The organism is Streptomyces sp. HSS9-12, from assembly GCF_054963655.1.
On sequence record NZ_JBUEGC010000065.1, the window covers coordinates 16,602 to 30,698 of the forward strand.

12 protein-coding genes and 2 pseudogenes are annotated in these 14,097 nt (G+C 71.6%); 8 read left to right on the forward strand and 6 right to left on the reverse strand.

All coding sequences use genetic code 11. The features are described from left to right. Positions 1 to 31: 31 nt before the first annotated feature. The 5 genes and pseudogenes from ACY34J_RS26115 to ACY34J_RS26135 form a co-directional block, all read right to left on the reverse strand. Positions 32 to 422: pseudogene (locus ACY34J_RS26115) on the reverse strand (Na+/H+ antiporter NhaA); the annotation flags it as partial. 90 nt (positions 423 to 512) lie between these two features. Then, a pseudogene (locus ACY34J_RS26120) lies at positions 513 to 635 on the reverse strand (hypothetical protein); the annotation flags it as partial. Between the two features lie 39 nt (positions 636 to 674). Further along, complete coding sequence (gene acs / locus ACY34J_RS26125) at positions 675 to 2,636, reverse strand: acetate--CoA ligase (RefSeq protein WP_462729077.1); 1,962 nt, start codon at positions 2,634 to 2,636, stop codon at positions 675 to 677. A 92-nt stretch (positions 2,637 to 2,728) separates the two neighbouring features. Then, complete coding sequence (locus tag ACY34J_RS26130; RefSeq protein ID WP_462729078.1) at positions 2,729 to 5,080, reverse strand: SulP family inorganic anion transporter; 2,352 nt, start codon at positions 5,078 to 5,080, stop codon at positions 2,729 to 2,731. Between the two features lie 270 nt (positions 5,081 to 5,350). Next, positions 5,351 to 6,343, reverse strand: coding sequence for an ATP-binding protein (locus ACY34J_RS26135; RefSeq protein ID WP_462729079.1), 993 nt, complete (start codon positions 6,341 to 6,343; stop codon positions 5,351 to 5,353). Positions 6,344 to 6,444: 101 nt separating this feature from the next. On the opposite strand from ACY34J_RS26135, the gene ACY34J_RS26140 reads away from it, so the two are divergent. Further along, positions 6,445 to 7,311, forward strand: coding sequence for a Fic family protein (locus ACY34J_RS26140; protein WP_462729080.1), 867 nt, complete (start codon positions 6,445 to 6,447; stop codon positions 7,309 to 7,311). A 369-nt stretch (positions 7,312 to 7,680) separates the two neighbouring features. On the opposite strand, the gene ACY34J_RS26145 is transcribed toward ACY34J_RS26140, so the two are convergent. Beyond that, entirely contained in the window at positions 7,681 to 8,517 is an 837-nt protein-coding gene (locus ACY34J_RS26145; protein WP_462729081.1) for an HAD family hydrolase, read from the reverse strand. A 439-nt stretch (positions 8,518 to 8,956) separates the two neighbouring features. Between ACY34J_RS26145 and ssd the strand changes: the two genes are divergently transcribed. The 7 genes from ssd to ACY34J_RS26180 form a co-directional block, all read left to right on the forward strand. Beyond that, the gene (gene ssd, locus ACY34J_RS26150) at positions 8,957 to 10,087 is read left to right on the forward strand and encodes a septum site-determining protein Ssd (RefSeq protein WP_462729082.1); all 1,131 of its coding nucleotides are present in this window, start codon (positions 8,957 to 8,959) and stop codon (positions 10,085 to 10,087) included. Next, positions 10,084 to 11,307, forward strand: coding sequence for a TadA family conjugal transfer-associated ATPase (locus ACY34J_RS26155; protein ID WP_462729083.1), 1,224 nt, complete (start codon positions 10,084 to 10,086; stop codon positions 11,305 to 11,307). The genes ssd and ACY34J_RS26155 overlap by 4 nt, the downstream gene beginning before the upstream one ends. Before the next feature lie 134 nt (positions 11,308 to 11,441). After that, positions 11,442 to 12,269: a type II secretion system F family protein gene (locus tag ACY34J_RS26160; protein WP_462729084.1), complete on the forward strand. Its 828-nt coding sequence runs from the start codon at positions 11,442 to 11,444 to the stop codon at positions 12,267 to 12,269. Continuing rightward, positions 12,266 to 13,075, forward strand: coding sequence for a type II secretion system F family protein (locus ACY34J_RS26165; RefSeq protein ID WP_462729085.1), 810 nt, complete (start codon positions 12,266 to 12,268; stop codon positions 13,073 to 13,075). Before ACY34J_RS26160 ends, ACY34J_RS26165 begins: the two co-directional genes overlap by 4 nt. 48 nt (positions 13,076 to 13,123) lie before the next feature. After that, positions 13,124 to 13,327 carry a DUF4244 domain-containing protein gene (locus ACY34J_RS26170; protein WP_462729086.1) on the forward strand — a complete coding sequence of 68 codons (204 nt, stop codon included), beginning with the start codon at positions 13,124 to 13,126 and terminating at the stop codon, positions 13,325 to 13,327. Continuing rightward, positions 13,314 to 13,745 carry a TadE family type IV pilus minor pilin gene (locus ACY34J_RS26175; protein ID WP_462729087.1) on the forward strand — a complete coding sequence of 144 codons (432 nt, stop codon included), beginning with the start codon at positions 13,314 to 13,316 and terminating at the stop codon, positions 13,743 to 13,745. Before ACY34J_RS26170 ends, ACY34J_RS26175 begins: the two co-directional genes overlap by 14 nt. After that, positions 13,742 to 14,097: Rv3654c family TadE-like protein (locus tag ACY34J_RS26180; RefSeq protein ID WP_462729088.1), on the forward strand; the 356-nt coding region annotated here is incomplete at its 3' end. The genes ACY34J_RS26175 and ACY34J_RS26180, both read left to right, overlap by 4 nt.

Consider the following 14,097-nt stretch of genomic DNA (forward strand, 5'->3'; position numbering starts at 1 on the left):
TGTCGGACCTACCAGTCGGTTGCCCTCCAGATCATGCCGGACTGTCGTCCTTTGTGCTCCCGCCCGCGGGGCTTTGCCGCGCGGCCGCCGCGGCGAGCCGGCGGTGCTCGGCGGCCTTCGCCTCGAGGATGGCCGCCATCCGGAGGTGGTATTCCGGGTTGCCGGGCTCGTAGATGTCGGGGATGCCGTCCTGCTCCTCGTCCCGCTCTTCGTCGGCGCAGAGCCTCTGGTAGCGCACGTCCCGCACCTTGAGCAGGACGCTCGCGAGGACCGCTGCGATGGACGAGCCGGTCAGTACGGCCGCCTCGACCTCGTCGGCGAGCAGCGGGTCGTGGGGGAAGGCCGGCTCGCCGATGAGGAGACGGTGAAGCCGATCCCGGCGCGGCGGCGACCGCGAGTACGTCCGCCCAGGCGAGGTTCTCGCCGGCGCAGCGCGTGGTGGAGATCCGCGTCGAGACCGCGATGATCAGGATCGTGACCAGGTCGTCGACGACGGCAAGGATGAGCAGGAAGGCCCGCAGGGAGGAGGGCAGGGAAGTACCGATGACGGCCAGGACGGCGAGGGCGAAGGCGATGTCGCCCCGGCGCGCCCCAGATGACAAGCCTGACAGAACGCGTAAGGGGCGCCCGGACACTGCTCCGGACGCCCCTTGTGCGGGGCAGGGCCGCCTGCGTCAGTCCTCGCTGGGAGCGCTCGGCAGCTTGCTCTGGATGAGCTCCATGACGGAGGAGTCGGTGAGCGTCGTGACATCACCGAGGGCGCGGTTCTCGGCGACATCGCGCAGCAGCCGGCGCATGATCTTGCCGGAGCGGGTCTTGGGCAGCTCGGCCACCGGCAGGATCCGCTTGGGCTTGGCGATCGGGCCGAGCGTCTTGGCGACATGCGCCCGCAGCTCCTCGACCAGGCCCTCGTCCTCCGACACGGTGCCGCGCAGGATGACAAAGGCGCAGATGGCCTGGGTGGTCTGCGGGTCGGTGGCGCCCACGACCGCGGCCTCGGCGACCTTGGGGTGGGACACCAGCGCCGACTCCACCTCGGTGGTGGAGATGTTGTGGCCGGACACCAGCATCACGTCGTCGACCCGGCCGAGCAGCCAGATGTCGCCGTCGTCGTCCTTCTTCGCGCCGTCGCCGGCGAAGTAGCGGCCCTCGAACCGCGACCAGTAGGTGTCAAGGTAGCGCTGGTCGTCGCCCCAGATCGTACGGAGCATGGACGGCCACGGCTCGGTGAGGACCAGGTAGCCGCCGGAGCCGTTGGGGACCTCGTGGCCGTCGTCGTCGACGACGGTGGCCGAGATGCCAGGGAGCGGGACCTGTGCCGAGCCGGGCTTGGTCTCGGTGACCCCCGGCAGCGGGCTGATCATGATGCCGCCGGTCTCCGTCTGCCACCAGGTGTCGACCACGGGGGTCCGGTCGCCGCCGATGTGCTTGCGGTACCAGATCCAGGCCTCGGGGTTGATCGGCTCACCGACCGATCCCAGGATCCGCAGGCTGGAGAGGTCGAACTTGGCCGGGATGTCATCGCCCCACTTCATGCAGGCGCGGATCGCGGTCGGGGCGGTGTACAGGAGCGTGACGCCGTACTTCTGCACGATCTCCCACCAGCGGCCCTGGTGCGGGGTGTCCGGCGTGCCCTCGTAGAGGACTTCGGTGGCGCCGTTGGCCAGCGGGCCGTAGACGATGTACGAGTGGCCGGTCACCCAGCCGACGTCGGCGGTGCACCAGTAGACGTCGGTCTCCGGCTTGAGGTCGAAGACGGCGTGGTGGGTGTACGACACCTGGGTGAGGTAGCCGCCGGAGGTGTGCAGGATGCCCTTCGGCTTACCGGTCGTACCGGAGGTGTAGAGGATGAAGAGCGGGTGCTCGGCGTCGAACGCCTCCGGGGTGTGCTGCTCCGACTGGCGGTCCATCAGCTCGTGCCACCACACGTCGCGGCCCGAAGTCCAGTCCACCTCCTGGCCGGTGCGGCGGACGACGAGGACGTTGCGGACATTCTCCGTACCGGGGCGGGTCAGCGCCTCGTCGACGGCGGGCTTGAGCGCCGAGGGCTTGCCGCGCCGGTAGCCACCGTCGGAGGTGATGACGACGCGGGCGTCGGCGTCCTGGATGCGGGTGGCGAGCGCGTCCGCCGAGAAGCCGCCGAAGACGAGCGAGTGCGGGGCGCCGATGCGGGCGCAGGCCAGCATCGAGACGACCGCTTCGGGGATCATCGGCAGATAGATCGCGACCCGGTCGCCCGCCCGGACGCCCAGCTCGATCAGGGCGTTGGCCGCCTTGGAGACCTCACGCTGCAGCTCGGCGTAGGTGATCGAGCGGGTGTCGCCCGGTTCGCCCTCGAAGTGGATGGCGACCCGGTCACCGAGCCCGTTCTCGACATGCCGGTCCACGCAGTTGTAGGCGACATTGAGCTTGCCGTCGGAGAACCACTTGGCGAAGGGCGGATTGGACCAGTCGAGAGTCTCCGTCGGCTCGGTGGCCCAGGACAGTCGACGAGCCTGCTCGGCCCAGAAGCCCAGCCGATCCGCCTTGGCCTTCTCATAGGCATCCGCGGTGACATTGGCTGCGGCGGCCAGCTCGGCGGGGGGTGTGAACCGCCGCTCCTCCTTGAGCAGGTTGGCCAGGCTTTCGTTGCTCACGACATCTCCCTTTCCCAGGGTGTCCGTTGTGTCCCAGGCCATAGCTCATCAGGCCATGCCGCACCCTGACAAGGGGCGACGGGACAGCTGGTTTAGACCTCTTCGCCGGCCCTTTCCTGGTGGGTCAGCGAATCAGGATGTACTCGGACAAACGCCCCGATCGTGGGGTCCAGAAGATACGCCTGCGCCTCCCCGACATGGAAGTACATACCGTGCAGCTCCAGTGAGCCATCGGCCATCCGGCGGGCCACGGACTCATGGGCCTGAAGATGGTGCAGCTGCTGGACCACATTGTCCAGGCACAGCTGCTCGACGGCATCGGCCGACGGCCGGTCGACGATCCGCGGGGCACCGTCACCCTGGCGTGCCATGCGCTCCAGGCTGGGCAGGCCGTGCCGCAACCAGCGCTTCAGTGGCGTCTGGGGCCCGCCGGGCGCCGAGCCGAGCAGCGCCTGCATGGCCCCGCAGCCGGAGTGCCCGCACACCGTGATGCTGCTGACCTTCAGGACGTCGACGGCGTACTCGATCGCGGCCGCCACCGAGTCGTCGCCTGCCTCAGAACCGGGCAACGGCACCAGGTTGCCCACATTCCGCACCGTGAACAGATCGCCCGGCCCGCTTGAGGTGATCATGCTGGTCACAAGCCGGGAGTCGGCGCAGGTCAGAAACAGCTGGGAGGGCCGTTGTCCCTCACGGGCCAGGCGCGCCAGCTCCCCCCGCACCAGCGGAGCGGTGTTCCGCTGGAACGCGCTCAGCCCGCTGGCCAGCTGACCGCCGACGGCTGTCGCCTGACTCGCGGACTGTGGCTGCGTGCAGTGATGATTGCGCCATGGGGTCCACGGGCGGCAGATGTGTGCGGAGGCGGGCTCGGCGATCCGCTCCGCGGCCCGGCGGGTGATGGTGGCCGTGCCGCCGAGGGAGGTGTGGGTGTCCCGCCAGTGCTGCACAGTTTCGTACGCTGCGTGGTCCATGAAGGAGCCGTCCAGCTCCACCACCGCGTGCGCCCGTTCCGGCACCTGGGCCAGCACCCGGCTCAGCCGTGGGACCGCGAGGAACGTCAACTGGCCGCGCACTCGTACCCGGTGAGTCCCCCTCACCTGCTCTATGGTGAGGCGGGTACGGGTCAATCGGTGCAGTGCGAAGGCCACCGCGACGGCAATGCCCACGGCCACGCCCTCCAGCACTCCGATCAGCACCACGCCAGCGACCGTCGCCGCGTAGACCGGGAACTCCTGGTGCCGGTGCACATTGCGGATGTGCGCGAAGCTCACCATCTGCACGCCGACCACCATTACCAGCGCCGCCAGCGCTGCCAGTGGAATCAGCTCCAGCAGGGCGACCAGGAGCCCGGCCGCCACTAGCACCCACACGCCATGCAGCACACTGGCGCCCCGGCTGACCGCCCCGGCGCGTACGTTGGCTGAGCTGCGCACCGCGCCACCGGAGACCGGAAGCCCGCCCAGGAGGCCCGACACGGCGTTGGCCACGCCTTGGCCGCGCAGCTCCCGGTCCAGGTCCGCGCGGCGCCCGGCCGGACCTGGTCGGCTGGCCGTCAGCTTGTCGACGGCCACCGCTGACAGCAGCGACTCCAGGCTCGCCACCAGCATGACCGTGAACACCGCCGCCACCAGGCCCAGCACCGGTCCGTGGGGGACCTCCGGCAGGACGTGCGCCCGCCACGACGGCAGGTCGACGCGCTCCAGTCCGGGCGCGGCCATCGACGCCACGGCCGTCGCCACCGCCACCGAGGCGAGCGCGGCAGGGACCCGGCGCAGCAGCCGGCCCGTACGGCCCGGAACCCGGCCCCATACGACCAGCACGGCGATGGTCAGCGCCCCGATCGCCGGAGCCGCGGGATCCATATCGGCCAACTGGCCCGGCACGGCTCGGAGGTTGTCGAGCGTGGTGCTCTCCGGGGCGGCGCCGAGCACGATGTGCAGTTGGGCCAGGGCGATGGCGACACCGATGCCGGCCAGGGTGCCGTGAACGATGGCGGGGCTGACGGCGAGTGCACTGCGCGCCGTCTTCAGGCAGCCCAGGCAGATTTGGAGCACCCCGGCGCAGATGGTGAGGGCGCAGGTGGTGCGCCAGCCGTAGAGCTGGATCAGCTCGGCGGTGACGACGGTGAGGCCCGCGGACGGCCCGCTGACCTGGAGCGGGGTGCCGCCGAGCAGTCCGCCGAGGATGCCGCCGACCGCCGCGCCGACGAGCCCGGCCTGGAGCGGGGCGCCGATGGCGACCGCGAGCCCGAGGGACATCGGGATCGCGATCAGGAAGACGGTGACGGACGCGGAGACATCGGCGGCCCGGAGCCGGGCGCGCCCGGGGCCTGCGGGCGGCGGGCCGGGGTCGGGTTTGCGGGGCGTGGGCTCGGCCGAGAGGGGGTGGGCCGGGCGAAGGGCGCTCGAGGGGCGTTCGATGCTCGTGGGGGTGCAGGCAGACATGGTTCCCGTCTCCTCCGGGGCTGCGCGGTCGCGGTCATACGCGGCCGTGGGTCACGGCGTACAGCGGCGGGATGGCGAATCGTCCGGGAACCGACACGGTGGTGCTCGCCCGACGACCCTCAACTCTGAGTAAACGAATCGTAATTCTGAGTAAAGAGCAGGGCAAGACGTGCCTGTCAGGGGCGGCGTTACTTGCTTCGATCGAGTGAATAAGTGCTACTGATCCCCACCGCCGCAACGGCGGGGATCAGTGCTGACGCCGGTCTTCCGTCACGCGGGCTGCGGAGCGGTCGCCGCCCTCTCGTCCAAGGTGAAGGCGGGATCAACCTGGGCCGCCAGATCAGCGCCGGTCTTGGCGTTCCCCCAGCTCTCCGCGTTCTTCAGATGGAAGTGCACCATCTGGCGTGTGTAGCGCTCCCAGTCGCGCCGCTCGTATGCGCTGTCGGCCGTTGCGTGGACCAGTTCCAGCGCACGGCGGTTGGCGGGTTCCAGCAGCTCAAAGCGGGGCGGGCGGCCCTTCTCCATCGCCCGCACCCAGTCGGAGTAGCCGACGGTGACCAGCAGATCATCGCCGACCTCCTCGCGCAGGAAGTCCAGATCGTCCGGCCCCTGAACCTTGTTGCCGATGACGTGCAGGGCGACGCCGAAGTCGCGGGCGTACTCCTTGTACTGGCGGTAGACCGCGATGCCCTTCCGGGTGGGCTCGGCCACCAGGAAGGTCGCGTCGAAACGGGTGAACATCCCGGAGGCAAAGGAGTCGGAGCCGGCCGTCATGTCGACGACGACGTATTCGTCCCGGCCGTCGACAAGATGGTTGAGGTACAGCTCGACCGCCCCGACCTTCGAGTGATAACAGGCGACCCCGAGATCGGACTCGGTGAAGGGGCCGGTCACCATGAGCTGTACCTGATCGCCACCCTCGAGTTGTACGGACCGGGCGCAGGCGGCGTAGACCGGGTTGTCCTCCCGGATCCGCAACAGGCGCGAACCCTCGCCCGGCGGCGTGGTCTTGATCATGGTCTCGGCGGAGGCGATGCGCGGGTTGGTGCCCCGCAGATAGTCCTTGATCAACGGCAGGTGCGCTCCCATGGCGGGCAGCGCGGCGGCCGTCGCCTCGTCGAGACCGAGGGCCGGGCCCAAGTGCTGGTTGATATCGGCGTCCACCGCGACCATGGGGACGCGGGCGGTGGCGAGGCGACGAATGAACAGTGAGGACAGCGTGGTCTTGCCGCTGCCGCCCTTCCCTACGAAAGCGATCTTCATATTCACCAAGAGTAAGCGCATTGCTGCCTTGAGTAAGCGCTGTGCGTGAAGAAGACCACTCCATCGAGGGGCCGGGGTGCTGAGTGCGTAGGGTCGTACCCATGGGTACGAATGCCGATCCGCTGGCCGCTCTCGGTGTGCTCCCGGGCGTGGCTGACTCCGTGGACTCCGTGCGCAAAGCCGTGGACCGGGTTTACGGCCATCGGGTGATGCGCCGTCGCAGCAACGAGATCACCGCGGAGGCCGCCCTGCGTGGAGCGCGCGGCTCCGCGGCGCTGGCCGGCGCCGACTGGGCGCTGGAGGAGGTGCGTCGGCGCAGCGACTTCGGGGGCGAGGGCGAGCCGAGGACGGTGGGTGCGGCGCTGCGGCTGACCGCCGAGGCGGGGCAATTGCTCAGCGTCTGGCGGCAGTCGCCGCTGCGGGTGCTGGCCCGGCTGCATCTGCTTGCGGCGGGTGGGTCCGCCCCGGATCAGACCGTGGGGCGCCCGCGCCTGGCAGGCGAGACGGTGTGGGAGCCTTTGATCGAGCTGCCGCTTCCGGACGCCGACGAGGTGGCCGGGCGCCTGGAGGGGCTGGCGGGGCTGCTGTTGGCGTCTTCCGGGGCAGGTGGCTCGCAGGCAGGCGGCGGCGGGCAACGGGAGGGCCAAGCACCGGCGCTGGTGACCGCCGCGGTGGTGCATGGCGAACTGCTGGCGCTACGGCCTTTCGGGTCGCACAACGGTCTGGTGGCACGGGCGGCGCAGCGGATCGTACTGGTCGGCAGCGGGCTGGACCCGAAGTCCATCTGTCCGGCCGAGGTTGGGCACGCCGAACTGGGGAGCGCGGCCTACAAGGCGGCCCTCGACGGCTATGTCTCCGGGACGCCGGAGGGGATGGCCGAGTGGATCAGCCACTGCGGGCGCGCGGTGGAGCTCGGGGTGCGGGAGACCACGGCGGTGTGCGAGGCGCTCCAGCGCGGCGCCGCCTGAGCCGACGACGCCGGGGCACGCCGGAATGTCGGCCGACCGGGAGAGCTGACCGCGGAGAACTGACCCCAGCGTGAACAAGGTTGCGGCGGTACCAAGTGTGGTACCGCCGCTGGCACGTTCACCGGGTTACCAGGCGTGCACGATAGATGCCCATCAGGTCGGATGCTTTGCCCGTCACCTGGTGCGGCTGGCCCGTAATCGACGGGTCGGCGTCGCGTGGGTGCCCTGCGTCCGTGCTTCGGTCCGTGGGGCCTGGTGCGTCAGCGGGAAGATCCTCCCGGATTTCCCTGGTCTCGCGGGCCGTTGCCTCCTTTGTACTCCAGGACCCGGATAAGCGGAAGAGCCGCCTTCGGTTCTTTACCCATAACGTCAAACGGGGGCATAGGGGGTTCGGCGTCGGCTGGCGTACCAGACCAGTCCGGCGGTGACGGCGGCCGCGCCCACCGCGGCGACCAGCGCGAGCACCGGGCGGGGCGGGAGGGACAGCGACGGCAACCGCTGCTTCAGCCGGACGGGACGGTTGAAGGTGAGCACCGGCCAGCCACGGGCGACAGCCTCGCGGCGCAGCCCTCGGTCGGGATTGACGGCGTAGGGATGCCCGACGGACTCGAGCATCGGGATATCGGTCACCGAGTCGCTGTAGGCGTAGCAGCGCGCCAGGTCGTACCCCTCGCTCTCGGCAAGCTGGGCGATGGCCTCTGCCTTGGTCGGTCCGTAGGCGTAGTACTCGATCTCCCCTGTGAAGCAGCCGTCCTCGACGATCATGCGGGTGGCGATCACCCGGTCGGCACCGAGCAGCTCGCCGATCGGCTCCACGACCTCCGCGCCCGAGGTGCTGACGATCACGACATCGCGGCCGGCGGTGTGGTGCCGCTCGATGAGCGAGGCCGCCTCGTCGTAGATGATCGGGTCGATCAGGTCGTGCAGGGTCTCGGCGACGATCTCCCGCACCTGCTGGACGTTCCACCCGCGGCACAGGGCGGAGAGATACTCCCGCATCCGCTCCGTCTGGTCGTGGTCGGCACCGCCCACGAGATAGACGAACTGGGCGTAGGCGGTGCGCAGTACGGCCCTGCGGTTGATCAGGCCACCTTGATAGAAGGACTTGCTGAAGGTCAGCGCGCTCGACTTCGCAATCACCGTCTTGTCGAGATCGAAGAAGGCGGCTGTGCGCGGCAAGGAGTGGTTTTCCACGAGGCTGAGCATAGGCGCCCGCCATTCGGCGTAAGCTGGGGCGCGTGGGTTTGCCTGAGAAGGCTCTCGGGTACACCATGGAAGTCACGGATCGTTCGCGACCGTGCTAACCCGGTCCGACTCCTCCCCCCCCGAGTCGGCCGTGGGGACGACCCCCGCTCTCCCCCCCGGCGGGGGTCGTCGCATGTCCGGGGCCGTTTTGCCGTTCATTTCCGATCACGGCTCCTTCCGGTTGCTCAGTGCCGCGCGGCGGTGCCACATGCATGTGCGTAACCCAGTGTAATCAGTGCGCTGCGGAGCGGAAGTCGCTGGTATAGGTGACCGGGATATTCACAACTCATGAGTTGTCCACAGTTTTGGACCAAGATCCACAACATTTCCAGGATGCCTGCACGGTGATTCCCGCGATGTTCGCGAACGCAAGAGCGCGAAGCGAGACGGGGAGGGAACTGTGGCTGGATCCACGACATCCGATCGGTTCAGGACCGCCGATGGACAATCGGGCCGACCGCTGATCGTCACGGAGGACGAGCGGCTGCTTGACGACCTGCTGCGGCTGTGCGCCGCGGCCGGCGCCGAGCCGGAGGTCTCGTACGGCCTGCCCGCCCGCACAGGCGGCTGGGAAACGGCCCCGCTGGTCCTGGTCGGGGACGACGCGGCGCACCGCCTGCGCGGGGCGGTCCGCAGATCCGGGGTCCTGCTGGTGGGACGGGACCTGGACGACCCGGGTGTCTGGCGGCAGGCGGTGGACATCGGCGCTGACCATGTGGTCTTCCTGCCCGACGCGGAGACCTGGCTGGTCGACCGGATCGCCGACGCTGTGGAAGGTGCCGGCGAGCAGGCGCTGACGGTGGGCGTGATCGGCGGCCGCGGTGGTGCCGGGGCCAGCACCCTGGCTTGCGCCTTGGCCGTGAGCGCCGCCCGAGCGGGCCGGCGCACCCTGCTCGTCGACGGCGATCCACTCGGTGGCGGACTCGATGTGCTGCTGGGCGGAGAGGACGCCGAAGGACTGCGCTGGCCCGCCTTCGCCCAGTCGCGCGGCCGGGTCGGTTGCGAAGCGCTGGAGGAGTCGCTGCCCGAGCTGCACTCGCTGCGTGTGCTGAGCTGGGACCGGAGCGATGCCGTGGCCGTACCGCCGGAGGCGATGCGGGCGGTGCTGGCCGCCGCGCGCAGGCGCGGCGGTGTGGTGGTCGTCGATGTGCCGCGGAGGGTGGACGAAGCGGCCGCCGAGGCCCTCGCCCAGCTGGACGTAGGGCTGCTGGTCGTGCCCGCGGAGCTGCGCGCCGTGGTCGCCGCGCACCGGGTCGCGGGGGCGGTGCGCATGGTGCTGGGGGATCTGCGAGCGGTCGTCCGCTCGCCGGGCGGCCCCGGGCTGGACGACGAGGAGATCGCCCGGCTTCTGGAACTGCCGCTCGCGGGCGTACTCCCGTCGGAGCCGGGCCTTCTGGAGGCCACCACCCGGGGGGCTCCGCCGGGGGCTGACGGCCGTGGGCCGCTGGCCCGGTTCTGCGCCGCGTTCTGGGAGCAGGTGCTGCCCGCGAGCGTCGCTTCCGGCACAGGGGAAGGCAGGGGCACCGCATGAGCCGCGGGAGCACGGTATTGGGCGGTTCGATGGACGTTTCGCTGCCGGAGCCGCTGCTGGAGGCCGTGCGGCTGCGCCTCGCGGAGACCGGGGCGGACCCCACGCCCGCCCGCGTGGCTGCCGCCCTGAGGGAGGAGGGGAGGCTGCTCGGCGACACCGAGGTACTCGGTGTGGTGACCAAGCTGCGCTCGGAGCTGGTCGGCAGCGGCCCGCTGGAGCCGCTGCTCGGCGAGCCGGAGGTCACCGATGTACTGGTGATCGCGCCGGACGAGGTGTGGGTGGACCGGGGCCACGGGCTGGAGCGTACGGAGGTCGCCTTTCCCGACGCGGCGGCGGTGCGCCGGCTCGCACAGCGCCTGGCGGCAGTGGCGGGGCGACGGCTGGACGACGCGAGGCCGTGGGTGGACGCCCGGTTGCCGGACGGCACCCGGCTGCACGCGGTGCTGCCGCCGGTGGCCGTCGGATCGACCTGCCTGTCGCTGCGGGTGGTGCGCCCGAGAGCGTTCGGCCTTGACGAACTGGTCGCGGCGGGGACCGTACCGCCGGGCGGCGACCGGCTGCTGCGGGGGATGCTGGACGCGCGGCTGTCCTTTCTCATCAGCGGCGGGACGGGCTCCGGCAAGACGACCCTCCTCAGCACCCTGCTGGGGCTGGTGTCACCTGACGAACGGATCGTCCTGGCCGAGGACTCCGCGGAGTTGAGACCCGACCATCCGCATGTGGTGCGGCTCGAGGCACGGCCGGCGAACCAGGAAGGCACCGGTCGGGTCACACTGCGGGATCTCGTACGGCAGGCGCTGCGGATGCGACCGGACCGGCTGGTGGTCGGCGAGGTGCGCGGTGAGGAGGTGACAGATCTCCTCGCAGCCTTGAACACGGGACATGAGGGCGGCTGCGGGACGGTGCACGCCAACGCCGCAGCGGATGTCCCCGCGCGGCTGGAGGCACTCGGCTCCACCGCGGGGCTCGACCGGGCCGCGCTGCACAGCCAGTTGGCGGCGGCGCTGTCCGTGGTGGTGCACCTGGTACGGGACCGTGCCGGGCGGCGCCGGGTCGCCGAAGTCCATGTGCTGGAGCGGGACGGCTCTGGTTTTGTCAGGACCGTGCCGGCCGTGGTGTGGAGCCCTGACGGCTTCGTACCGGAGCGGGGATGGCGGCGCCTGGCCGGTCTGCTGGGCCCTGGGGCCGAGCCGTCGGTGCGGGGCGGAGGCGCGCGGTGACGGGCGGGGCTGCGGGAGCGGGATCCGCGCCGCTGTACGCGGCCGCGTTGTGCGCGGGCCTGGCGGCCTGGGCGCACTCCGGACGGGATCCAGCGCGGCGCAGGGCACGGCTGCTGTTGGCGGGAGGCGGTGTTGTGCCACCGCACGGGGGCGGACTCCCCGGGTTTTTGGCCGAGTTGGCCTCTGGTGCCCGGCGGTGGTGGCGGGCGCTGCCCGGCGAACGGCCCGGGCGCGAACTCCTGTGTCTGCCGATCGGCGGCGCCGTCGCGCTGCTGGGAGATTCCGTGCTGCCTCTGCTCGCGGCCGTGGCCGCCGTGCCGCTCGTGCGGCGGTGGCTGCGGCTGCGGGAACGGCGCAGCGCCTGTGCCCGAAGGGCGACAGAAGTGATCACCCTGTGTGGGGCGGTGGCAGGTGAGTTACGCGCCGGGCGGCAGCCGAACGAGGCGTTGCAGACGGCGCTGATGGCGGGGCACGGCACGGACAGTCCCCGCCCGGGCGACCGGCGGCCCGCCGGTGCCAGAGCGATGGGGGCCGCGCTGATGGCGGCGGCTCGGTTCGGCGGGGATGTACCGGGCGCGCTGCGGCAGGCAGCCCAGCAGCCCGGTGCGGAAGGGCTGTTGGGCGTCGCGGCCTGCTGGGAAGTCGCGGCGGACGGCGGAGCAGGCCTGGCCTCGGGGCTGGAACGGGTCGCCCGGGCGCTGCGCACCGAGCGAGAGCAGAGCGAGGAGTTGGACGCCCAGCTGGCGGGCGCGAGATCAACGGCCGCGATGCTGGCGGCGCTTCCCGTCTTCGGGCTGCTGATGGGTAGTGCTCTGGGCGCCGAGCCGTTGCGGGTACTGCTGCACACCCCGGCGGGGTGGGGCTGTCTGGCCGTCGGCGGTGCGCTGGAGGCCGCGGGGCTCCTCTGGACGAGGCAGATCGTACGGTCCGCGGCCGGCCGACGGGACTCGGAGACCGCGTGAACGTCGACGTCGTCCACAGGCTGGGGGTATTGGTGTGGGCCTCCGCCGCGGCGGTGTGCGGGGCCAGAGCCGTGTGCGAGACCCGCCGGCGGCGCGCGGCGCGCCGCCGCCTGGCGCCTCTGCTGGGTGAGCGCGGAGCACGGTGCGGCCCGTGGGGTGGGCTGCGGGAGGTCTGCCGCGCCTGGACCGCGGCCCGGTGCGGGGCTGTTCGGGACCGCTGGCAGCCGGCGGCCACGGGCCTGTCCTGCTTCGTCCTCGTCGGCGGGGTTCCGGGCTGCTTGCTGGGTCTCGTGGCCGCGTACGCCGTACGGGCGTGGTGGCGCCGGCGCGCGACGAAGGCTGTGGGGACGGACCGTGCGGACACGGCGGCCCGGGACCTGCCGCTGGCTGCGGATCTGCTGGCCGCCTGCCTCGCGGCAGGCGCAGGGCCTCGGGAAGCGGCCGAGGCGGTCGGCGGCTCGCTCGGCGGTCTGGTCGGTGACCGGCTGGTGCAGGCGGCGGCCGAGCTGAGGCTCGGGGCCGAACCGGCAGCGGCCTGGGGCCGCTTGGGGGCTCTTCCTGGCGCGTACGGGCTGGCGCGCTGCCTGGAGCGGGCTCAGGCGACGGGCGTCCCGGCGGTGGAGCCGGTGACCCGGCTGGCCACTCACCACCGGGCGGAACGGGCACGGACGGCCACTGCCGCTGCCCGCCGGGCGGCGGTGCTGGTGACCGCCCCACTGGGGCTGTGCTTTCTGCCCGCATTTTTGACCGTTGGCGTGGCGCCCGTGCTGATCGGGCTGGCGAGTGGGCTGCTCCACGGCGGCTGACCGGGGAGCGGTCCGGCAGGAGACCGAGAGTGAGAGCGAGGGACGGACATGTTCGACTTCAAGCAGATTGGCCGACGCTGGCGTGCGCTGCGACGGGCTGGGAAGGACGCCGGAATGACCACCGCCGAGTACGCGATGGGGACCATCGCGGCGTGCGGCTTCGCTGCGGTCCTGTACAAGGTGGTGACCAGTGGGGCGGTGTCGGCGGCGCTCGAGTCGCTGATCGGAAAGGCGCTCGATGCGCAGTTCTGATCCGTCCGACCGGGGCTCCGTGACGGCCGAGACGGCCGTGGTACTGCCGACCCTGGCCCTGTTCGCGATGGTGCTGCTGTGGGGGCTGATGGCCGCCGCGGCGCAGATCCAGTGCGTGGACGCGGCGCGGGCCGGCGCACGTGCCGCCGCACGGTCTGAGCCGCGGGCGGCCGTACTGGCCGCGGCACGGTCGGCCGCCCCGCGCGGCGCTGAGGTCGCCCTGGCCCGCGAGGGAGATCTGGTGCGGGTGCGGGTCGAGGCGCCGTCGGCGGGACCTGGGCCGCTGTCACTGCGGCTGCACGCCCAGGCCGCAGCGCTCGACGAGGCGGCCGCACTCGGTGGCGAGGCGGCTTCCGACGAGCCCCCGAGCCCGTCGGCCAAGCCGGAGGCGGCTGACAGGGCCGGGGAGAAGCGGTGAACGCCCGTGACGACCGGGGGTCGGCGACGGTATGCACGGCCGTGCTTGCCGCGGCCCTGTGCGTGGTGTTCGCCGTCGTGTTGGCGATGGGGCAGGCGGTGGTGGTGCGGCACCGGGCGGGTGGGGCCGCGGACTTGGCGGCCCTCGCCGCCGCGGACCATGCCCTGGAAGGCCCGTCCGTCGCCTGCGGTGGGGCGCGGCGGGTGGCGGCGGCTCAGGGTGCGCGAGTGGTGCGCTGCTCGGTGCGTGGAGAGATCGCCGATCTCACCGCTGAAGCGCGGTTCGGGCCGTTCGCGTCCCGGGTCCGGGCGCGGGCGGGGCCCGCACGGGCACCGGGCACCCTGCCGGGACC

What these genes read in the sequence shown, in the direction of transcription:
- ACY34J_RS26155 (WP_462729083.1), top strand. Translation starts at nt 10,084, where the DNA reads ATGAGCCGCGGGAGCACGGTATTGGGCGGTTCGATGGACGTTTCGCTG.
- ACY34J_RS26140 (WP_462729080.1), top strand. Translation starts at nt 6,445, where the DNA reads ATGGGTACGAATGCCGATCCGCTGGCCGCTCTCGGTGTGCTCCCGGGC.
- ACY34J_RS26170 (WP_462729086.1), top strand. Translation starts at nt 13,124, where the DNA reads ATGTTCGACTTCAAGCAGATTGGCCGACGCTGGCGTGCGCTGCGACGG.
- ACY34J_RS26130 (WP_462729078.1), bottom strand. Translation starts at nt 5,080, where the DNA reads ATGTCTGCCTGCACCCCCACGAGCATCGAACGCCCCTCGAGCGCCCTT.
- ACY34J_RS26135 (WP_462729079.1), bottom strand. Translation starts at nt 6,343, where the DNA reads ATGAAGATCGCTTTCGTAGGGAAGGGCGGCAGCGGCAAGACCACGCTG.
- ACY34J_RS26175 (WP_462729087.1), top strand. Translation starts at nt 13,314, where the DNA reads ATGCGCAGTTCTGATCCGTCCGACCGGGGCTCCGTGACGGCCGAGACG.
- ACY34J_RS26145 (WP_462729081.1), bottom strand. Translation starts at nt 8,517, where the DNA reads ATGCTCAGCCTCGTGGAAAACCACTCCTTGCCGCGCACAGCCGCCTTC.